This window comes from Mycetocola miduiensis, assembly GCF_900115155.1.
GTDB classification, from domain to species: domain Bacteria; phylum Actinomycetota; class Actinomycetes; order Actinomycetales; family Microbacteriaceae; genus Mycetocola_A; species Mycetocola_A miduiensis.
On sequence record NZ_FOVM01000005.1, the window covers coordinates 127,389 to 147,135 of the forward strand.

A 19,747-nucleotide genomic window follows, 5' to 3' on the forward strand; every position below is an offset into this window, starting at 1 on the left:
TCGACCCTACGCGGGTAGCGTTGCAGCATGGCTTCTCTTCTTCCGCCGCGCGCGGCGACGCACCCAACCGAGCGAATCCACCACGGCGACACCGTGATCGACAACTACGAGTGGCTGCGCGACAAGGAGAGTGCCGAGGTGATCGCGCACCTCAATGCCGAGAACGCTTATACCGAGCAGCAGAACGCACACCTCGCCGGCCTGCGGGAGACGATCTTCGGCGAGATCAAGGGCCGCACTCTCGAAACCGACCTCAGTGTGCCGGTCCGCGAGGGGAGCTGGTGGTACTACGGCCGGAGCGTCGAGGGCAAGGAATACGGCATCCACTGCCGCGCTCCGATCGCCGATGAGAACGACTGGACTCCCCCGGCGCTCGAGCCGGGCGTCGATGTGCCAGGGGAACAGATTCTCCTCGACGGAAACGTTGAAGCCGAGGGTCACGATTTCTTCTCGCTCGGCTCGTTCGATGTTTCCCAGGACGGCGAACTCCTCGCCTGGGCCGTTGACACCGAGGGCGATGAACGGTTCACCCTGCGCGTCCGCAACCTCGTGACCGGTGAGGACCTTGCCGACGAGATCCAGAACACCTCACACGGCGCCGTGTTCTCGCCTGACGGCCGGTTCGTGTTCTACACCACCGTCGATGAATCCTGGCGGCCTGACACCCTCTGGCGCCACGAGGTCGGCACGCCGACACGAGCCGATGTTCTCGTTCTGTCCGAACCCGACGAGCGGTTCTGGGTGGGCGTCGGCGTGACCCGGAGTTCCCGATACGTCCAGGTCGTCGTCTCCTCGAGTGTCACCAGCGAATGGCTGCTCATCGACGGCCACGATGTCACAACCGAACCACGCGTCGTCTGGCCGCGACGCGACGATGTCGAATACTCCGTCGAGCACGCGGTGATCGGCGGTGAAGACACCCTCCTGATCCTGCACAACGCGGACGCGCCCAATTTCGAGCTCGTCGCGGTATCGCCGGATGCCACGGGCAACGGCCCAGGGGACGCCATGGTCGTGCGAGCCCACAGCGACGAGGTGCGGCTGGAAGACGTGGAGGCCTTTGCCGGTCACCTCGTCTTCGGTTACCGCCGTGACGGGTTGAGCCGGCTTGCCATCGCCACGCTCGACGGTGTTTCGTCGCCAGACGCGATCGACGTGCGCGAAGTCGGCTTCGACGAACCGCTCTATACCGTCGGGGCATCCGCGAACCCGGAGTGGGCACAGCCGACCGTCCGGCTGTCATACGGGTCGCTCGTCACGCCGGCAACGGTGTACGACCTCGACGTGGCCAGCGGCAAACTCACGCAGCTGAAACAGCAGCCGGTTCTCGGTGGCTACTCCCCCGACGACTACGAGCAGGCACGCGAGTGGGCGACGGCCGACGACGGCACCCGGGTGCCGATCTCACTCGTCTGGAAACGCGGCACGTCGCGCCCGGCTCCGCTTCTGCTCTACGGTTACGGATCCTACGAAGCGAGCATGGACCCGGCGATGTCGATTGCGCGGCTCAGCCTGCTCGACCGCGGGGTGACGTTCGCGATCGCCCACGTGCGCGGCGGCGGTGAGCTCGGCAGGGCCTGGTACGAGAACGGCAAGACGCTCAGCAAGAAGAACACCTTCACCGACTTCGTCGCGTGTGCGCGGCACCTCGTCGATGCCGGGTACACGACGCCGGATGCCATGGTGGCCGAAGGCGGAAGCGCCGGCGGCCTGCTGATGGGTGCCGTCGCGAATCTCGCGCCGGAACTGTTCACGGGCATCCTCGCCGAGGTTCCCTTCGTAGACCCGCTCACGAGCATCCTCGACCCGGACCTGCCGCTCACCGTCATCGAGTGGGACGAGTGGGGAAACCCGCTGAAGAACGCTGACGTCTATGGATATATGAAGTCGTACTCCCCCTATGAGAACGTGCGGGACGACGTGGAATACCCGCGGATCCTCGCTGTGACGAGTATCAACGACACCCGCGTGCTCTACGTGGAGCCCGCGAAGTGGGTCGCCAGGCTGCGCGAGGTCGGCGCCCCGGTACAGTTCAAGGTTGAGATGAACGCTGGGCACGGCGGCGTGAGCGGGCGGTACAACGCGTGGCGCGAGCGGGCGTACGAGCTGGCGTGGGTGCTCGACACCCTGGGGCTCGCGAGCTGAGCTTCCGGCGGCCGCGAACAGCCGAGATGGCTGGGGGTCGCCGTCACGTTCCCGAGATTACCTTGGTACTGGCTGCCGCCTTTGCTAGAGCTTCGCTCTAGCCAAAGAGAATCGCAGCCTCGTCGTAACGGTCCTGAGGCACCGTCTTGAGCCCACCGAGGGCATCCTCGAACGGCACGTTGACGATGTCGGTTCCCCGCAGCGAGACCATGGTCCCCCACTCCTCCTTCATGACGGAGTCGATCGCCGCCATGCCGAGGCGCGTGGCGAGCACACGGTCGTACGCGCTCGGAACGCCACCCCGCTGGAGGTGCCCAAGCACTGTGGCACGGGATTCGATACCGGTGCACTCCTCGATGATCGGTGCGAGCACGTCGGCGATGCCACCGAGGCGCGGACGGTTGAACGCGTCGAGGCCCTTCTCCGAGTGCGCGCTTTCCATCGTGTCGAGAGTGAACCCCTCTGAGACGACGATGACCGGCGCACGCCCGCGATCGCCAACGCTCTGCGCCCAGGCACAGATCTGGTCGATCGACTGCGGCTGCTCGGGGATGAGGATGGCGTGGGCACCGGCAGCCATACCGGCGTGCAGGGCGATCCAGCCGACGTGACGGCCCATCACCTCCACGACCATGCAGCGCCGGTGGGATTCACCGGTGGTGCGGAGTCGGTCGATGGCTTCGGTCGCGATTTCGACTGCGGTGTCGAACCCAAACGAGTAGTCGGTGGCGTCGAGGTCGTTGTCAATCGTCTTGGGTACGCCGACGATCTTGAGCCCGGCATCCGTCAGCCGCTTCGCTGCGGCGAGGGTTCCTTCGCCGCCGATGGCGATGAGCGCCTGGACTCCGAGCCGGTCCATCGTAGCCTGGATGTTGTCGGGACCACCGTGCGGTCCTTCGAACGGGTTGGTGCGGCTGGTGCCGAGGACCGTGCCGCCCTGCTTGCCGAGCCCGCGGACGCTGTGCCGGTCGAGCGGCATGGTCAGCCCTTCGACGAGACCCTTCCACCCGTCGCGGATGCCGACGAACTCCTGGTTGTGGATCCGAGTGCCTTTGAGCACAGCGCCTCGGATGACGGCGTTCAGTCCGGGGCAGTCGCCACCGCTGGTGAGCACACCAATTCTCATAGGGTTGTTCCTCGTACTGGAGCTGGGGGAATGAAAAGGGCAGCGACGTTGCTGACTTGAGGATAGCGTGAGACGCGGCCCGTTCGCTGGTCGGCGGTCCCCGCCCTGTTCCAGTCCCGACGAAAAGATTCTTTCACCATGGATTTCATCCCCGCTGACGGCACGATCACGATGTTCTCAACGACCTGGTGCGGCTACTGCAGCCGCCTCAAGTCACAGCTCGACAAAGAGGGCATCGGGTACATCGAGATCAACATCGAGGATGTTCCTGGTACGGCCGAGTACGTCGCAAGCGTCAACGGCGGCAACCAGACGGTGCCGACCGTGGTCTACCCCGACGGTTCGACGGCCACCAACCCGTCGCTCATGGCCGTGAAGGCCGCGCTCAGCGCCTGACGTCACTCCGCCCCTCACTCCGCAATGGGTGGAGTTCGATGCTGCGCGCGCGTAGCCTCGAACCATGACACACGACACGAACGACAACGACCCGCTCAGCGACTTCTCCGTGCCGCAGGATGCCGACCTCGTCGCCGACGATCCGGCCGGCGACACGAGCGAGTCGGTGACCGAGGATCCGGGTGAGCAGGCAGATCGCGTCGCGGAGGACCCTTCGGTGAAGGCAGATTCACCTGCGGAGGCCGAGGAACTGACGCCCGAACCGGGCGCGTAGTTGTTCAGCACGGCGCCCGACAGAGAGGCGCACGCGGATTAGCTGTGCTCAGGTCAGCGGCGTTCCGGCGCCTCTGACCGCGGCACGGTGATCATGATGCCCGCCGCCACGAGGAAGATCGGTGCGATCAGCTGCGCCGACATCCAGCCTGTTCCGGTGAGCCCCAGCGGGAACACCGGGTTCCACAGCACGACAATCGGCACGAGGACGACCAGCCACCACCATCTGCGTCCCGCAATCGCGAACCACGCGACGATCACGGCAAGGATCGCCACGACGAAACGCACGACGATGAACCAGCTGCTGTCGATCAGGGCGACCCCGACGAACAGCACGATCGCCGCGAGGATGCCCGGGGCGAGCGCCGGTCGCGTAAAGTTTGGCACCGCGGGCTTCACGGCCGCTTTCGCCACTGCTACGCCTCCAGCGCGTCGCGAAGCAGCGCGATGAGGGCGTTGAGCTGGACCGAATCACTCGACGTGATGTCCTGGTCGCTGCCGTCGAGCGCGCGGGCTGCGAGTCCCTGCTTGCTGTCGATGAGTTCCGCGATCTTCGCGTCGATGGTATGTGCTGCGATGATCCGCCAGGCGGTGACAGGCTCTTCCTGGCCAATCCGGTGAACCCTGTCGATCGCCTGCGTCTGCTCGGCGGCGGTCCAGCTGAGCTCAGCCAGCACCACGTTCGATGCGGCCTGGAGGTTGAGGCCGACACCGGCCGCAGTGAGCGAACACACGGCGACGGCGACGGACGGGTCGTTGTTGAATGCGTCGATCGCCTGCTGGCGGGCGGGAGTCGACTGGTCGCCTCGAATCGACACGGTGCGCAGGCCACGGCCGGCGAAGACCTGCTCGGCCGTGTCCATCACGTCGATGTGCTTCGCGAAGAAGACCACCTTGCCGACGGAGTGCGCGAGTTGCGCGGTGTAGTCGGATGCCAGGACCGCCTTGGCCTGGCCGATCTTGCGCACCATGGTGAAGACGTTCTCGGCGCCGCCAGAGGCCTTCGCCTCATCGAGCTCGCCCTGGGCGACGAGGCGCATGATGTCGGTGTCAGGACCGCCGTTGAACGATGCGCGTTCGCCACGGGCTTCGAGGATCCGACGGTACTTGGCGAGGAGCCTCGCGCCGAGTTCACGCTCTGCGTCGCGAATCGACCGGCCGAGGTCGTCGTCGAGTTCGACGGGCATGTCGGCGATCATCTTCGACGGGAGGTCCTTCGCGACGTCGACCTTGCGGCGACGCACGATGCCCAGGTCGATGACGGCGCTGCGCGCCTCGGGGTAGAACTCCCGTTCGGCGGGGGTGAGTCCGGTCTCCTCGAGCTTCTCCATCAGCTGATGCGCGGGCTTGTCGCCCTGGGTCCAGCCGAGGAACTGCCAGATGGCGTTGAAGTCCTCGACGTCGTTGATCAGCGGGGTTCCTGTCAGCGCCATCAGGAGCGGGTTTCCGCCAGGAGTCTGCTTGCGGATGCGGTTGGCGAGCGACAGCACATGCTGGGAGCGCTGGGAGTGCATGTTCTTGATGAAGTGGGCCTCATCGACGACCATGCCTTTGAAACCGAGGGTCCCGAGCCACGCGAGGTGCCGGTCGAGTACTTCGTAGTTGACGATGACGACGTCAGCGAAGGCATCGAGGTCTTGGCCGTCGCCGTGCACAACGGTGGCGCGACGGTTGGGGGTCCACCGTTCCACTTCACGTGCCCAGTTCATCTTCACGACGTTCGGCACGACGGCGAGGAGCGGGTACGCGTTCGCCACCGAAGCGGCGAGCACCGACTGTGCGGTCTTGCCGAGGCCGGGTTCGTCGGCGAGGAGAAAGGTACGGTGTCCTTCGCGCACGGATTCGACGAAGCGCGCCTGGTGCCGCATGATCTCGAGATTCTTCGGTGACAGGCGGTCGATCTTCGGCGCTTCTGGCAGCTCCATGCTGGCGGCGCGGCCGCCCGAGCCCTGCTCGAATGCCTTGTAGAGCGGTCCCATGAGTTCCCAATTGCCGAGGCGGCCGCGGACGGGCGGCGGTGGGGCCGGCTGGTCCAGGTCGGGGGCGAGGAACGGGTTCGCGAGCAGGCGGGACTTCACCGACTGCGGAACGACCTGCTTCTCGGCGAGTTCCGCCGGGACGACCTCTTCGACCGATGGCTTGTTCGTCGTGATGATGAGCTCGTCCGGGCTGAGTTCTGCGCCGGACTCGAGCAGCCAGTCGCGCCGCAGCTTCTGCGCGACGGGTGTCGTCGCTGCATCCGCCTCGAGGAGGGTGATGAGCGAGGTGTCACGAGCCGCGGTCTTGGCCAGGATGGTCGCCACGCCGTCGAGGCGTTTGAGGAGTTCGACCCGGGACGCGTCGCTGAGTTCCTTGTCTGCCTTGACCTTGGCGCGTTCTTCGCGAACGAGGAACGCGATCACCTGGAATTTGGTCCGGTTGGTCGGACCGACCTTGCCCTTCTGGGCCTTTGCCTCGACCTCGCGCACCTTGCGGGCGAGGATCGGGATGATGGGCGCTTCGTCGTCATGTCGCGAGCCGGATCCCCTCGAAGAGGAACCGCGCGAGGACGATGAGCCCCGGTTGGCCTGTCGGCCGGATGAACGTCGTGTACCGGTGTGCGGCATGCTCCTCCTGAGCAGTCGAATGACCAGGCGGATGCCACTGGCCGAGACATGCGGGCGCTGGTTCAGTGGCCGATCAACGCGAAATCTTCATGCGGATCGACACACCGGTAAAAAGCGGGCGCACACCAATTGTACGGCATTCACGCCCGGGAGATCGCTGACATTCGCAGTCGGCGTGGTGCGCGTCAGTCGCCGGGGCGAAAACGACGCAACCGCAGGCTGTTCAGTACGACGAAGACACTCGAGAACGCCATGGCCGCTCCGGCCACCATCGGGTTGAGCAGTCCGAACGCGGCGAGCGGGAGCGCTGCGACGTTGTAGGCGAAAGCCCAGAACAGGTTGCCGTGGATGGTGCCGAGGGTGCGCCGGGACAGCGCAACGGCATCCGCAACGGCGCCGAGCTCTGCCCGGACCAGTGTGATGTCTGCGGCCGACATGGCGGCATCCGTCCCCGTTCCCATGGCCAGGCCGAGCTCTGCTGTAGCCAGCGCTGCGGCGTCGTTGACCCCGTCGCCGACCATCGCGACGCGCTGCCCCGCCCTCTGGAGGCGCTGGACTTCGTCGACTTTCTGCTCAGGTAGCACTCCGGCGATAACCCTGTCGATGCCGACCTCAGTGGCGACGCGGTTCGCTGCGCGTTCGTTGTCTCCGGTGAGCAGAACCGGGGTGAGGCCCTGCCGTTTGAGGCGGTCCACTGCCGCCCGGGCTCCCGGCTTGACGCGGTCGGACACAGCGAAGATCCCTCGGACCTCACCGTCCCACCCGGCGACGACGACGGTCGCTCCAGCGGCTTCGGCGGTCGCGACGGCTGCGGCGAGCGACGTGGGCATCACGCAGCCGTGGTCGGCGGCAAACGCCGGCCGCCCGACGACGACATGCGCACCGTCGACCGTTCCGGTGACGCCGAGGCCGGACGCCGAGACGAACCCGCTCACAGGACGAAGCGAGTCGGTTGCGGCACCCGCGACGAGGGCGCGAGCGATCGGATGCTCGGAGTACGCCTCGAGGGACGCGGCGCGGGACAGCGCCGTATCGTCGGTTGCGGTCACCTCGGTGAGGGTCATGACGCCGGTGGTCACCGTGCCGGTCTTGTCGAGCACGATGACGTCGATGCCCCTGACCCGCTCGAGGGCTTCAGGTCCCGTGATGAGAATGCCGGACTGTGCGCCACGGCTCGTGCCGACGAGCAGGGCAACGGGGGTCGCCAGCCCGAGGGCACACGGGCACGCGATGATGAGCACGGCGACGGCAGCGGTGAATCCAGACGACACAGGGTTGCCGGTGAGAACCCAGGCGGCGAGCACGAGAACGGCGAGAGCGATCACGGCGGGCACGAAGATCGCCGAGATACGGTCGGCAAGACGCTGCACGCGACCCTTGCCCAGCTGGGCGGCCTCGACGAGACGGGCCATCTGGGCGAGCTTCGTATCGCTGCCGACCCGGGTGGCGCGGACGACGAGACGGCCGCCACCGGCGATGGTCGCACCGGTGACGCTGTCGCCGGTGCGAACATCCACGGGGAGGGATTCGCCGGTCAGCATGCTCTCGTCGACGGCCGCGAACCCGGATTGCACCACGCCGTCGGTCGCGATCTTCTCCCCCGGCCGGACGACGAACAGGTCACCGACGGCAAGGTCGCCGATGGTGATGGTGGTCTCGCGCGGCACATCCGCTGGCGCATCGGGGCGGAGCACCGTGACATCCCGTGCCCCAAGCTCGAGGAGGGCGCGCAGTGCCTGCCCTGCTGAGCGCTTCGACCGCTGCTCGAGGTACCGGCCGAGCAGGAGGAACACGGTGACGCCCGCGGCGACTTCGAGGTAGATCGCGGATGTCGCATCGGCGTCTGGCGTAAACAGCCGGAACTCGTGGGTCATGCCCGGCATCCCTGCCGTGCCGAAGAAGAGGGCCCAGATCGACCAGGCGAAGGCCGCCCCTGTTCCCATGGTGATGAGGGTGTCCATGGTCAGGGCACCGTGACGGAGATTGACCCAGGTAGCCCGGTGGAACGGGTAGCCACCCCAGACGACGACAGGGGCGGCGAGCGCGAGCGACAGCCATTGCCAATTGGTGAACTGCCACGCCGGGACCATCGCAAGGATGACCACGGGCACGCTGAGGATGGCACTGACGAGAAGCCGGGTGCGCAACGGGTCGGGCTCGGGGTTCGCAGGCGGTTCCTCAGGGCCGGATGCCTGCACCCGCTTCTCCGGGACGATCGCCGCCGAGTAGCCGGCCGCCTCCACAGCGGCGACGAGCTCGTCGACCGAGATGGCATCCGGGTACCGCACGCTTGCCTTCTCCGTGGCGAGGTTGACCTCCGCCGCGACGCCGTCCAGGCGGGTCAGCCGCTTCTCCACGCGGGCAACGCAGCTCGCGCAGGTCATGCCGGAGATCTCGAGCGTCGCTGTGTTCTCTGTCATCGGGTCCTCTCGGGCGCGGTGGCGCGCTCGAGATCACTATACCCCCCGGGGGTACCCGTCAGGTTCCCGGAGCGTTTTTCGCGAGCCATTTGTCGAGGCTCGACGGCTTGTCTGTGATGATCCCGTCGACGCCGAGCGCGCGGGCCTGTGCCCACGTTTCTTTCGAGTTCAGGGTATAGACCATGACCCCGAGCCCGGCGGCGTGCATCTCGTCGACGACGTCCGGCCGCTCTTCGATGACCGATGCCGGTGTGACGATGCCGATCACGCGAAACGAGCGGGCGAAGTCGACGGCGTTGTCAGGGAGCGACCGAACAATCGCAACGCGTGGCGTGCCCGGCGCGAGCTCCGCGGCGCTCGACAGCGACCCGAGGTTGAAGCTCATGAAGGTGACGCGTCCCCCGAGATCGAATCGGTCAAGTAGTGCGGTGACGGGGGCGAGGTCGTCGACGGACCAGTATCCCTTCAGCTCGAGCAGGGCTTTCTTACCGGTCGGGGCGAGCACGACAAGGAATTCTTCGAGGGTGGGGATGCGCTCCCCTGCGAATGCGCTGGAGTACCAGGATCCGGCGTCGAGCTGTTTGAGTTCGGCGAGAGTCCTGTCGGCAAGCGGGCCCCTGCCGTCGGTGGTGCGGCCAAGGGTGCGATCGTGAAAGAGGACAGGCACCCCATCACGCGAGCGAGTGACATCCGTCTCGACGAACTCCTGGGGCGACGCAAGCGCCCTGGTGAGCGCCGCCATGGTGTTCTCGGGTGCCGTCGAACGGTCGCCCCTGTGCCCGGCAACGAACGAGGGCTCCCCCGGCGTGCGCAGTTCGCCGAACATGTCCGTAGCGTGCACCGGGGTGCTGGCCGGATTCAGGATCAGCAGAACCACGATGGCTACGGCGGCGCAGAAGCTGGCGCCAAGCGGGAAAACCCCGGGCGTGCGGGTGCGCGGTGTCGTCATCGACCACCTGTTCCTTCTCGGGAAGAAGTTCCGGTGGCCCTACTCTAGAGGCTGCCGTTACCGTTTCGTTACTTCTGGGAAATGCCCCCCGCCCCAATACGGGGGACCACGGGGTCTGCGGCGGATTCAGCGATCGTTCCGCGCGTCGACGGACATCCGGGCGCCGGCGGCGACCGAGCGCGCTGGGCTCTCGTAGTACGGGCGCCCCATCGGCTGCGTTACACCGGGGATGGCAAGGCCGAGCAGTTCTGCAAAGCGGGGCGACGCGGCGATGCCGAGTTCGCGGTGGACGAGGGCGCTGAAGTCGCGGTATGACCTGAGCGCCGAGGCACGGTCGTCTGCAGCGAGGTAACTCCGCACCAGCAGCAGTTGGGACCGCTCCCGGAGCGGCTCGATCTGGGTGGCCATGGTTGCCAACGAGATGGCTTCAGCGCTGCGCGACGACATCAGTTCCCGACGGCAGAGGTCGTCAAGGCCGCCGAGGCGCTGCTGATTCAGACGTTCCCGCTCGAAGAGTACCCAGTCCTCGTACCAGCCAGGCAACAGGTCGGCGGTGCGAAGCAACTCCCCCGCGTCGGGTGGGAGGTTCTCCGTCGAGTGTTCGATTTCGCTGAGAAGGTCGCGAACCAACAGCACGTCAACGCGAACGTCTTCGTCGAGCGCCAGGACGTCACCGAACGATCCCAACAGCGAGGGAAGCTCATGCGAGACCCGATACACGCTGGCTCGAAGGTTGCCGGAGGCCTGTGCTTCGGAGCTGTCCGGCCACAACAGGCTTGCGAGTGAGCGCCGGGTTTGGGGGCCGCGGACGGCAAGCGCCGCGATGATTCGCTGTTGTCGCGTGCTGACGGCGATCGGATGACCATCTCGGTTGAGTTGCCAGAACCCGAAGAGGCGAACGGTCCACTGGATGCGGTCATCTGATCCCATCACGGCACCCCTTTGCGGAGGAAACGGGAGGAAAGCAGCGGGTCTGGGCTTGGGCGCCTCAGCACTTTCGACTGAGATCAGGATGACCGGGGAATCAATGGAATGTCAACGGAGTCGGCCGCACAGACCCGGGCTTGACGCACGGCGAGGGTTATGGAAAACCGCGGGCTAGTGCCCTGCACCGTCTGGTGTTGCGGCGTCTGCCTGCACTGCCGCCAGCCAGTCCCGCACGGCATCGAGAACATCCGACGGGGCATTCGTCATCGTCGTGGAGCCGACGCCCCCGGAATCGCCTGCGAAGGTCAGTCTCGCCCGGAATCGGTCGTCTGGACGGTTCTCCAGCCAGACGCGGATCACCATCGTCGCGAAGGCCCCGGTGCTGTCCACGCCGTCCGCATTCTCACTGCCTGACATGCCGTCGATTCTCTTGGTTCTCCGCCCCTGGATCCTCGGTCGGACCTGCCAGTGTACGTCCGAATATGTGAAGACACCTTCTCACAAGTGCCCGTCGGACGCGCACGTCGACAGTGACCCAGTTCGGAGGGCAGCACTCGATTCTTCGCGAGGGTCTCGTCTTCCATGCGCGACAGCATCCCACACCGTGGTCGGTCCTCACAGGTCGCCCCCTCGCCCACGAACGACCCTTATGGCCGAATCGATCACCCGAACGACCATTTGCGCCGGATCGCCTCACCCGATTCGCCTCGACGTGTCCCTCACGCACCACATCGGCAACAAACACATCGTGCCGAGTCGACGGCCTCAGGAGCAACCGGTTGGTCCCGAAGGGCCACCCCCGAGCACACGAACAAACCCTTGCGGCCCATTCGATCACGCGAACAGCCTTTTCGGCCCGATGGATCGCGCCGCTGAGCCGCTACCTCGGGCGGCGAAGCTGAACCCGCGCGAACGAGGTGTGATCGCTCACCGGCGGGGCTGAGGGGTGTTTGCGGGGTGTCGAGGTTTGAGCCGGTGCGGTCTGCCACGGGCTCAATGTCTGAGCTGAGGTGCAAACGCCCCTCAGCCCCACCCCCGTAAACCTAGATCAGACTCTTCGTGTGCCAGACCGTTTTCGTCTCCGTCAGCGCCGTGATCCGGTCCAGGCTCGGGGCGGCAGCATCCGTCCCGCCCTCCGGCCTCAACACGCGCTTGAGCGTTTCGGCCGCTGCGATCTCCAGGTCGACCCAGTCGAGCGCGCCAGCGCCGGTCAGGTCGAGAGCGTTGACGTCAGCGTGTGACGCGAGCCACGGGGCGACCTCGGCGGCAGACCCGGTGAGGATGTTCACGACTCCGCCGGGCACGTCGCTCGTCGCGAGCACCTCGGACAGCGTGATCGCCGAGAGAGGGAGTCGCTCGGAGGCGAGCACGACGACGGTGTTCCCGGCGACGAGGGCCGGCGCAACGACGCTCACGAACCCGAGCAGCGACGAGTCCTGCGGGGCGACGATGGCGACGACACCGGTCGGCTCCGGCACCGAGAGGTTGAAGTACGGCCCGGACACAGGGTTGGCGTTGCCGGTGACCTGCACGAACTTGTCGGCCCAGCCCGCGTACCAGACCCAGCGGTCGATGGCCTCATCGACCTGGCGCGTTGCTGCAGCCGTCGACACAGCCTCCGACTGAACGATCTCGTCGATGAACTGGGCGCGACGGCCTTCGAGCAGTTCCGCGATCCGGTACAACACCTGCCCGCGGTTGTACGCGGTGGCGTTCGCCCAGCCAGACACCGCTGAACGCGCGGCCACGACGGCGTCGCGGGCGTCCTTGCGGGATGCCTTCGCGGCGTTGGCGAGGAACGCGCCCTTCTTCGTCACCACTTCGTATGTGCGTCCGGATTCCGACCGGGGGAACTTTCCGCCGATGTAGAGCTTGTAGGTCTTGGGTACGGCGAGGCGGCTCATTTGGCGGCTTCCTTTGACGTCGTGATGGTGGAATCTGTCGCGTCGGCCGCCGGCGAGGCGGTGACGGCACGGGCGGAGCCCTCCGGTTTCAGGTATGCGGCGAGACCGTGCCTGCCGCCCTCGCGGCCGTACCCGGATTCCTTGTACCCACCGAACGGACTGGCCGGGTCGAACCGGTTGAACGTGTTCGCCCAGATCACACCGGCACGGAGCTTGTCGGCAACGGCGAGAATGCGGCTGCCCTTGTCGCTCCAGATTCCCGCGGAGAGCCCATACGGCGTGTTGTTTGCCTTGGCGATCGCCTCGGCCGGCGTGCGGAAGGTCAGGACGGACAGCACAGGCCCGAACACTTCATCGCGGGCGATCCTGTGGCTCGTCGACACGTTCGTGAAGATCGTCGGCGGGAACCAGAATCCCTCGGACGGGATCACGCAGTCGGCGCTCCACCGTTCGGCGCCTTCGTTCTCTCCGATGTCGCTCAACGTCTTGATGCGTTCGAGCTGTGCGGCGGAGTTGACCGCACCGATGTCGGTGTTCTTGTCGAGCGGGTCGCCGAGACGGAGCGTCGAGAGGCGCTCCTTGAGCCGGTCGACGACCTCGTCGTGGATGTTCTCCTGCACGAGCAAGCGTGAACCGGCGCAGCAGACATGGCCCTGGTTGAAGAAGATTCCGTTGACGATTCCCTCGATGGCCTGATCGATGGGTGCATCGTCGAAGACGATGTTCGCCGCTTTGCCGCCGAGTTCAAGGGTGACCCGCTTGTCGCTTCCGGCGATCGCCTTGGCGATCCCCCGCCCGACGTTCGTCGAGCCGGTGAACGCGATCTTGTTCACGCCCGGGTGGTTGACGAGGGCTGCGCCCGTCGAGCCCGCACCGGTGACGATGTTGACGACGCCGGCGGGCAGATCCGCCTGCTGCAGGATCTCGGCGAACAGCAGCGCGGTGAGCGGTGTCGTTTCGGCCGGCTTCAGCACGACGGTGTTACCGGCGGCAAGCGCGGGCGCGATCTTCCACGCGAGCATGAGCAGCGGGAAGTTCCAGGGGATGATCTGGCCGGCGACGCCGAGCGCCGTAGGGCTCGCGCCCGCTCCGGCGTAGTCGAGTTTGTCTGCCCAGCCGGCGTAGTAGAAGAACCATGCGGCGACGAGTGGCACGTCGACGTCGCGGCTTTCCTTGATCGGCTTGCCGTTGTCGAGGCTCTCGGCGACAGCGAGTTCACGGGCGCGCTCCTGCACGAGACGGGCGATGCGGAACAGGTACTTGCCCCGGTCGGAGCCTGACATCCGAGACCAGGTGTTGTCGTAGGCCCGGCGTGCAGCGGCGACCGCGCGGTCGACGTCCTCGTCGTTGGCCGAGGCGATCGTGGCGATCGTCTTCTCGGTGGCCGGGGAGATGGTGGAGAAGGGCGTGCCGTGTCCGTCGACGAAGCCACCGTTGATGAACAGGCCGTAGTCGCTCTTCAGGTTGAGGATCGCCGTCGACTCGGGGGCAGGTGCGTAGTCCAGAAAGCTCATGATTTTCCTTAGTCGATCGTGACGTAGTCGGCGCCGGAGTAGTGCCCGGTCGTCATCTTCTGCCGCTGCAGCAGGACGTCGTTCAGAAGGCTCGAGGCACCGAAGCGGAACAGGTGCGGCTGGAGCCATTCCTCGCCAACCGTTTCGGCGACGGTGACGAGGTACTTGATGGCGTCTTTGGACGTGCGGATGCCGCCGGCCGGCTTCACGCCGATTTTCTCACCGGTGAGCCGGTGCCAGTCGCGCACCACTTCGAGCATGAGCAGGGTGACCGGGAGGGTGGCCGCTGGGGCAACCTTTCCCGTCGACGTCTTGATGAAGTCGCCGCCGGCGAGGATAGCGAGCCAGGACGCCCTTCGAATGTTGTCGTAAGTGTTGAGTTCACCGGTTTCGAGGATCACCTTGAGGTGCGCGTAGCTGCCGTCCGGGCGGCGGCATGCCTCCTTGACCGCGACGATCTCGTCGAAGACCTGTCCGTACCGTCCGGAGAGGAACGCTCCCCGGTCGATGACCATGTCGATCTCATCCGCTCCGGCGTCCACCGCGTCGGCGGTGTCGCTGAGTTTGATCGCGAGTGAGGCCCGCCCGGACGGGAACGCCGTGGCGACGGCAGCGACCTGGATGCCCGAGTCGGTTCCCTTGGCGTGGTGCACGCCGAGTGCTTCAACAGCGTACGGAACCATGTCGCCGTACACGCAGACCGCGGCGACCCGCGGGGTCGACGGGTCAGAAGCATCCGGGGTGACCGCCTTGGCGACGAGCGAGCGAACCTTGCCCGGGGTGTCAGCGCCTTCGAGGGTGGTGAGGTCGATGAGCCCGATGATGGTGTCGAGCGCTCGCTTCTTCGAGGTGGTCTTGATCGACCTGGTACCGAGGCCGGCGGCTCGCTGTTCGAGCCCGACCGCGTCGATACCGGGGATTCCCTCGAGGTAGCGGCGCAGGTTGGCGTCGGTGACCGGCCCATCGAAAAGCTCGAGGGCGGTCGGCCGTGGCGCAATGGCCTTGTGGGTGTCGGTCATGGATTCCTCCTGGAGTGCGGCCGTCTCAGGCCGGGAAGTCGGGGTTGAGCAGGTCGAGGGCTGTTCCCTCGTCGGTGACGAGAACGGTGCAGAGCCCACTGGTGACGACCGCGCGAGCGACCGCATGCTTGCCCTCTCCCGCGATGACGGCGATGCTCGTCGTTGCAGCTCGGAGCGCGTCGAGGCTCATTCCGACGGTTCGTTCGTCGAGGGACGGGTCGACGATCATTCCGGCGGCGTCGATGTATCGGCCGACCACGTCGCCGACGGCGCCGCGCCGCACCAGTTCGTCGACATCTGCGCCGGTGAGGTATCCGCTCTCAACCAGCGCGGAGTCCGCTCCGGCCACGCCTGCGCTGTAGAGGTAGGCGGACGCGTTCGCCGCCATGGTGAGCACGCCCGCAACGGTGCGGTCAGCTTCGATGCTGAGTTTGGTTTCGCGGCGCTCGAGGATTGCAGGGCTGGGCAGCAGGGTGGCCTGGCCGGATGCTTTCCGCGCGATTTCGAATGCTGTGGCTGCTGCGGTTCCTGCCCGCTGGTTGACGCTGACACCGCCGTTGATCTGGACGACGTTGACACCGGTGGCCCAGCCTTCGGCCAGGTGCTCGGCGACGTCGTGCAGCGTGCGGCCCCAGCTGATGCCGAGGGTCCGTGGGACGGGTCGCAGGCTGGCCAGGTAGTCGGCGGCGCCCTGGGCGGCGCGCGCCCGGAGGTCGTCGGCGTCGTGCGTTCCCGCCGTTGGCACGACGATGGCGTCGGCCAGCGCGAATCGTTCCTTCAGGCTGCGTTCCAACGTGAGGCGCCGAGCCCGGGGATGGACGATTTCGATCCGGATGAAACCCTTTTCCTTGGCGGAGGCGAGGAGTCGGCCCACCTTCCAGCGGGTCAGTTTGAGGATCGCTCCGACTTCGTCCTGGGTTTTGTTCTCGTCGTAGTAGAGCTCCGCCGCCCGGATCGAGAGCAACTCGTCATTGTCGATGGCTTCCACATTCCCAGCGTAGGCGGCTCTCCTGCTCGTTTCAACACTCGTAGCCTTTTCTGCTCATATGAGCAGAGTGGGCGAGAAAGAGCCGCGAATGTTGCGTCAAGCGCCGTCTTCGAGCGTCCGGCCGCGCGCCACAACAGCACCGGCGCCGATCCCGCTGAGCGCGAGCACGATCATCAGTACGAGCGGGGCGGTCCACCCGCCGGTGACGGCGTAGAGGATCCCGAACGCGAGCGGTCCGGCTGCGCCGAAGAGGTAACCCAGGCTCTGGACGAAGCCGCTGAGGGCGATCGCGGACGCGTGGGTCCTGGTTCGGAGGTTGATCAGCACCAGGGCGAGCGGGAAGAGGATCGGCCCGAGGCCGACGAGGGCCACCCACAGCACGGGCAAGGCAGCAGGGGCGAGAAGCAGTCCCAGGTAGCCGATGACGAAGAAGGCGACCGCCAGGTAGACCAGGACGGCGACGTTCTTCATTCGTGGCGCGATCAACGGGATGAGCAGCCCGGCGGGGAAACCCATGAGGGCGAACACGGCAAGGAGATTGCCGGCGGTCGCGTCACTCACACCGGCGAGATCCTCAAGCAGCACCGGCAGCCAGGCGAACATGGCGTAGGCGTTGAGCGAGGAAAGTCCGAAGGTGACGGCCAGCGCCCAGGCCAGGGGCGACCTCCACAGGCTGCGGACGACATCCGGCCGCGCCTCTTCGACGCTCGGCCCCGCCTTGCGGCCGGACCCGCGCAGAAGAATACCGGCCCATGGAATCAGGGCCAGGACGCCGACTGCCGCCCACATCGCGAGCGAAAATCGCCAACCGGTGGAATCTGCGACGGGAACGGCAACGAGCGGCGGAACGAAGGTGCTCACCGACATCGTTGTGACGTAGAGCGCAGTGAGAAGCCCGATCCGGTCGGGGAAGTATTTCTTCACGAGGGGGGGCAGCAGGACGTTGCCGACACCGATTCCCGCGAACGCCAGGATGCTGCCGACGACGAGCGCTCCGACGTTGCCCGCGAACCCGCGCACGAGATGCCCGAGGACGATGGTGACGAGGGCTCCGACGAGTACGACCTCGAGCCGTGAACGACGGACGAGCATGGGCGTGAAAATGCCGAAGGCGGCGAAGCAGATCGGCGGCAGCGCACCGAGCAGGCCGATGACCACCGCGCTGAGCGGGATCTCAGCCGATACCCGGCCGAGAATGGGTGACAGCGCGGCCACCGCTGTCCTGAGGTTCGCCGCGACGAGGACAATGCCGACAATTGCGAGGAGACGTCCAGCCAGGAGCGGGCGGTTCGAGGCGGCTGTCACCTGTCAAGCTTACGGCGGTCGGCGGCTCGACCATGGCCGGAGGCCGGGCTTAGGGTTGGGCTATGTCCTCTCTCGGTTCCCGTGCAGAAACCCCTCCCCCCGGCCGTGGCGCTCGGATCGCAGAGGCGCTCGACGTTGTCGCTGACGGGCTGGACTCCCTGACGGCCCCGCAATGGGCCGCGCCGAGCCTGTGCGACGGCTGGAGCGTGAAGGACACCATCTCGCATCTCGTCTGGCGGGTGGGAACCGGCTCCTTCCGCCTCACGAGCGACGTTCTGCGGGCATCCGTCGCCGGCCACCACGTGAACCCGATGCGCACATTCGACGATATCGCCCGAGGGATCGCCGACGGCGGAGGCACCGACGAATTGCGGCGCCAGATGCGCGTGATCGCCCGGGAAAAGGCGGCCGGACGCGGCCGGACGAACATCGGCGAACTCGCCGAGGTGGTCGTTCACGGGTACGACGCCATGCATCCGCTCCAGATTTCGCTGCCGTTCGCCGCCGACACAACCCACCGTGTCGCGTCGATGAGTGCGCTGAAGGCGTCTCGATCGACTCGCGCGCTGCTGCGGCATCGCACGCTTGTCGCCGCTGATGCCGGGTGGCGGATTGGGTCGGGGTCTGAGATCGTCGCTGACGCGGCCGGTATCGTTCTCTTCCTCAACGGGAGGAAGGCGATGCAACCGCCCGAGCGCGCGGCCGTCTTCGCGCCGGTGCCCCGGCCGGGGCTCGCCTGAACCGCTTGTTCCTGTGCTGCTTGTTCCTGGGCCGCTTGGTCAGGAGAGCAACTGTCGAACGCGTTCGACGTCGTCGCCCATCTGAACGATCAACGGCTCGATGCCGGTGAAGGCGACCATGCCGCGGATGCGTTCGACGAACTGGACCTCGACGGTCTGGTCGTACAGATCGATGTCTTCATCGAGAACATAGGCTTCGACCTGCTTCAGCGCGACACCATCGAATGTGGGGTTGTTGCCGACCGAGATCGCCGCTGGGTACCGGTTGTCGCCGACCTTGAGCCAGCCAGCGTAGACGCCGTCAGCTGGGATCAGTCCGTGTGAGTCCGGTGACAGGTTCGCTGTCGGGTAACCGAGCTCCCGCCCCCGTTTCGCCCCGTGCACGACCACGCCCCTGACCGACGGCGAGTGCCCGAGCAGCACAGCGGCGTCGGAGACCTTGCCCTCTGAGAGAAGCTGCCTGATCCAGGTCGATGAGACCCGCCTGCTGTCCTTCGGTGCGACATCCGCGATGACCTCCACCCGGAAGCCGTACTTCTCGCCGAGTTCGATGAGCAGCGGAACGTCGCCAGCTCCCCGGTGGCCGAACCGGAAGTCGTGCCCGACGAGGACGCGGCGGGCGGAGAGGGTCTCGACCAGGATACTCGTGACGAAGTCTTCAGGGGACACCAGCGACAGGTCCCGGTCGAAGGTGAGCAGGAGCGTCGCGTCGACGCCAGTCTCTGCGAGCAGGTCCAGTTTCTGGTCGGAGCCCACGAGGGCATCCGGGCACTTCTCCGGTGACAGGAGGGCGAGAGGATGCCGGTCGAAGGTCACAACGACGGAGCGAAGGTGATCTTCGGCCGCGGCGTCGCGGAGCCGTTTGATCACAGCGCGGTGGCCGGCGTGGACACCGTCGAACTTGCCGATCGTCACGGCGGACGGGCCGAAGTCGCCGGGAATCTCCGAGAGGGCGTTGAACGTGATCATGCGGTGGCGCCGCGAGTCGGTCGGTGTTTGGCGAGCCACCACAGGCCGAGGATCGGAAGCACGAGCGGGATGAACAGGTACCCGCGGCCGAAGACCGACCACACGGTGTCATCGGGGAACAGCTGCGGGTCGACGATGCTGAGCAGCCCGACGACGAGGACGCCGAGCATCTCGAAGCTGATCGTGATCCAGGCGACCAGGTACCAGCCACTCCCGCTCCGGATCAGGGCGATCGTCGCGACGATGTACACCACGGCAGCGAGGGCCGACAGCGTGTACGCGACGGGCGCCTCCGAGTACCGGCCGACGATCTGTACGAACGAACGACCGGTGGCAGCGAGGGCCAGCACGCCATAGACGGCGACGAGGACCCGGCCGACGCCGGAGATGCGAGCCGGGTGCACCTCGGCGGTTCCGGCGGCCGCGCGGGCCGTCCCAGTGTTCTTGATCATGTCTTTCCCAGTGT

Annotated in this window: 18 protein-coding genes; 4 read left to right on the plus strand and 14 right to left on the minus strand. The window is 66.4% G+C overall.

Annotation, left to right across the window (positions count from 1 at the left end; all coding sequences use genetic code 11):
- Positions 1–27: 27 nt before the first annotated feature.
- Positions 28–2,145, plus strand: coding sequence for a S9 family peptidase (locus tag BM197_RS09660; RefSeq protein ID WP_090710947.1), 2,118 nt, complete (start codon positions 28–30; stop codon positions 2,143–2,145).
- Between the two features lie 97 nt (positions 2,146–2,242).
- Here the strand turns inward: BM197_RS09660 and BM197_RS09665 are convergent, their stop codons facing one another.
- The gene (locus tag BM197_RS09665; RefSeq protein ID WP_090710948.1) at positions 2,243–3,271 is read right to left on the minus strand and encodes a 6-phosphofructokinase; all 1,029 of its coding nucleotides are present in this window, start codon (positions 3,269–3,271) and stop codon (positions 2,243–2,245) included.
- Positions 3,272–3,409: 138 nt separating this feature from the next.
- Between BM197_RS09665 and BM197_RS09670 the strand changes: the two genes are divergently transcribed.
- The gene (locus BM197_RS09670; RefSeq protein WP_090710949.1) at positions 3,410–3,667 is read left to right on the plus strand and encodes a mycoredoxin; all 258 of its coding nucleotides are present in this window, start codon (positions 3,410–3,412) and stop codon (positions 3,665–3,667) included.
- 64 nt (positions 3,668–3,731) lie between these two features.
- Positions 3,732–3,941, plus strand: a complete 210-nt coding sequence (locus BM197_RS09675; RefSeq protein ID WP_090710950.1) for a hypothetical protein — start codon at positions 3,732–3,734, stop codon at positions 3,939–3,941.
- Positions 3,942–3,994: 53 nt separating this feature from the next.
- Here the strand turns inward: BM197_RS09675 and BM197_RS09680 are convergent, their stop codons facing one another.
- The 11 genes from BM197_RS09680 to BM197_RS09730 all read right to left on the minus strand — a co-directional run bounded on the left by BM197_RS09680 (position 3,995) and on the right by BM197_RS09730 (position 17,572).
- Positions 3,995–4,327 (minus strand): DUF6804 family protein, encoded by a 333-nt coding sequence (locus BM197_RS09680; RefSeq protein WP_245762480.1) that lies wholly within the window; start codon positions 4,325–4,327, stop codon positions 3,995–3,997.
- Positions 4,328–4,356: 29 nt separating this feature from the next.
- Positions 4,357–6,546 (minus strand): DEAD/DEAH box helicase, encoded by a 2,190-nt coding sequence (locus BM197_RS09685; RefSeq protein ID WP_090710951.1) that lies wholly within the window; start codon positions 6,544–6,546, stop codon positions 4,357–4,359.
- Between the two features lie 185 nt (positions 6,547–6,731).
- Entirely contained in the window at positions 6,732–8,966 is a 2,235-nt protein-coding gene (locus tag BM197_RS09690; protein ID WP_090710952.1) for a heavy metal translocating P-type ATPase, read from the minus strand.
- A gap of 58 nt (positions 8,967–9,024) precedes the next feature.
- On the minus strand, positions 9,025–9,915 hold the full coding sequence (locus tag BM197_RS09695) for a glycerophosphodiester phosphodiesterase (RefSeq protein WP_090710953.1): 891 nt from the start codon (positions 9,913–9,915) through the stop codon (positions 9,025–9,027).
- A 126-nt stretch (positions 9,916–10,041) separates the two neighbouring features.
- Positions 10,042–10,845 carry an AfsR/SARP family transcriptional regulator gene (locus tag BM197_RS09700; RefSeq protein ID WP_090710954.1) on the minus strand — a complete coding sequence of 268 codons (804 nt, stop codon included), beginning with the start codon at positions 10,843–10,845 and terminating at the stop codon, positions 10,042–10,044.
- A 168-nt stretch (positions 10,846–11,013) separates the two neighbouring features.
- Positions 11,014–11,259, minus strand: a complete 246-nt coding sequence (locus BM197_RS09705; protein ID WP_090710955.1) for a hypothetical protein — start codon at positions 11,257–11,259, stop codon at positions 11,014–11,016.
- A gap of 626 nt (positions 11,260–11,885) precedes the next feature.
- Positions 11,886–12,746 carry an aldehyde dehydrogenase family protein gene (locus tag BM197_RS09710; RefSeq protein WP_090710956.1) on the minus strand — a complete coding sequence of 287 codons (861 nt, stop codon included), beginning with the start codon at positions 12,744–12,746 and terminating at the stop codon, positions 11,886–11,888.
- Positions 12,743–14,260 (minus strand): aldehyde dehydrogenase family protein, encoded by a 1,518-nt coding sequence (locus BM197_RS09715; RefSeq protein WP_090710957.1) that lies wholly within the window; start codon positions 14,258–14,260, stop codon positions 12,743–12,745. Before BM197_RS09715 ends, BM197_RS09710 begins: the two co-directional genes overlap by 4 nt.
- An 8-nt stretch (positions 14,261–14,268) precedes the next feature.
- Positions 14,269–15,279 (minus strand): deoxyribose-phosphate aldolase, encoded by a 1,011-nt coding sequence (gene deoC, locus BM197_RS09720; protein WP_090710958.1) that lies wholly within the window; start codon positions 15,277–15,279, stop codon positions 14,269–14,271.
- 25 nt (positions 15,280–15,304) lie between these two features.
- On the minus strand, positions 15,305–16,267 hold the full coding sequence (locus BM197_RS09725; protein ID WP_090710959.1) for a sugar-binding transcriptional regulator: 963 nt from the start codon (positions 16,265–16,267) through the stop codon (positions 15,305–15,307).
- A gap of 96 nt (positions 16,268–16,363) precedes the next feature.
- Entirely contained in the window at positions 16,364–17,572 is a 1,209-nt protein-coding gene (locus BM197_RS09730; protein ID WP_090710960.1) for an MFS transporter, read from the minus strand.
- A 62-nt stretch (positions 17,573–17,634) separates the two neighbouring features.
- On the opposite strand from BM197_RS09730, the gene BM197_RS09735 reads away from it, so the two are divergent.
- Positions 17,635–18,312 (plus strand): maleylpyruvate isomerase family mycothiol-dependent enzyme, encoded by a 678-nt coding sequence (locus BM197_RS09735; RefSeq protein WP_090710961.1) that lies wholly within the window; start codon positions 17,635–17,637, stop codon positions 18,310–18,312.
- A 39-nt stretch (positions 18,313–18,351) separates the two neighbouring features.
- Here BM197_RS09735 and BM197_RS09740 read toward each other — a convergent pair whose 3' ends face one another.
- Together BM197_RS09740 and BM197_RS09745 are read right to left on the minus strand one after the other, a co-directional pair.
- A complete protein-coding gene (locus tag BM197_RS09740) occupies positions 18,352–19,281 on the minus strand; it encodes a bifunctional riboflavin kinase/FAD synthetase (protein ID WP_090710962.1) in 930 nt (309 codons plus the stop codon).
- Positions 19,278–19,733, minus strand: coding sequence for a hypothetical protein (locus BM197_RS09745; protein WP_090710963.1), 456 nt, complete (start codon positions 19,731–19,733; stop codon positions 19,278–19,280). The genes BM197_RS09740 and BM197_RS09745 overlap by 4 nt, the downstream gene beginning before the upstream one ends.
- Positions 19,734–19,747 lie beyond the last annotated feature (14 nt).

What these genes read in the sequence shown, in the direction of transcription:
- BM197_RS09675 (WP_090710950.1), top strand. Translation starts at nt 3,732, where the DNA reads ATGACACACGACACGAACGACAACGACCCGCTCAGCGACTTCTCCGTG.
- BM197_RS09690 (WP_090710952.1), bottom strand. Translation starts at nt 8,966, where the DNA reads ATGACAGAGAACACAGCGACGCTCGAGATCTCCGGCATGACCTGCGCG.
- BM197_RS09660 (WP_090710947.1), top strand. Translation starts at nt 28, where the DNA reads ATGGCTTCTCTTCTTCCGCCGCGCGCGGCGACGCACCCAACCGAGCGA.
- BM197_RS09665 (WP_090710948.1), bottom strand. Translation starts at nt 3,271, where the DNA reads ATGAGAATTGGTGTGCTCACCAGCGGTGGCGACTGCCCCGGACTGAAC.
- BM197_RS09735 (WP_090710961.1), top strand. Translation starts at nt 17,635, where the DNA reads ATGTCCTCTCTCGGTTCCCGTGCAGAAACCCCTCCCCCCGGCCGTGGC.
- BM197_RS09715 (WP_090710957.1), bottom strand. Translation starts at nt 14,260, where the DNA reads ATGAGCTTTCTGGACTACGCACCTGCCCCCGAGTCGACGGCGATCCTC.
- BM197_RS09685 (WP_090710951.1), bottom strand. Translation starts at nt 6,546, where the DNA reads ATGCCGCACACCGGTACACGACGTTCATCCGGCCGACAGGCCAACCGG.
- BM197_RS09705 (WP_090710955.1), bottom strand. Translation starts at nt 11,259, where the DNA reads ATGTCAGGCAGTGAGAATGCGGACGGCGTGGACAGCACCGGGGCCTTC.
- BM197_RS09740 (WP_090710962.1), bottom strand. Translation starts at nt 19,281, where the DNA reads ATGATCACGTTCAACGCCCTCTCGGAGATTCCCGGCGACTTCGGCCCG.
- BM197_RS09700 (WP_090710954.1), bottom strand. Translation starts at nt 10,845, where the DNA reads ATGGGATCAGATGACCGCATCCAGTGGACCGTTCGCCTCTTCGGGTTC.
- BM197_RS09710 (WP_090710956.1), bottom strand. Translation starts at nt 12,746, where the DNA reads ATGAGCCGCCTCGCCGTACCCAAGACCTACAAGCTCTACATCGGCGGA.
- BM197_RS09695 (WP_090710953.1), bottom strand. Translation starts at nt 9,915, where the DNA reads ATGACGACACCGCGCACCCGCACGCCCGGGGTTTTCCCGCTTGGCGCC.
- BM197_RS09670 (WP_090710949.1), top strand. Translation starts at nt 3,410, where the DNA reads ATGGATTTCATCCCCGCTGACGGCACGATCACGATGTTCTCAACGACC.
- deoC (WP_090710958.1), bottom strand. Translation starts at nt 15,279, where the DNA reads ATGACCGACACCCACAAGGCCATTGCGCCACGGCCGACCGCCCTCGAG.
- BM197_RS09745 (WP_090710963.1), bottom strand. Translation starts at nt 19,733, where the DNA reads ATGATCAAGAACACTGGGACGGCCCGCGCGGCCGCCGGAACCGCCGAG.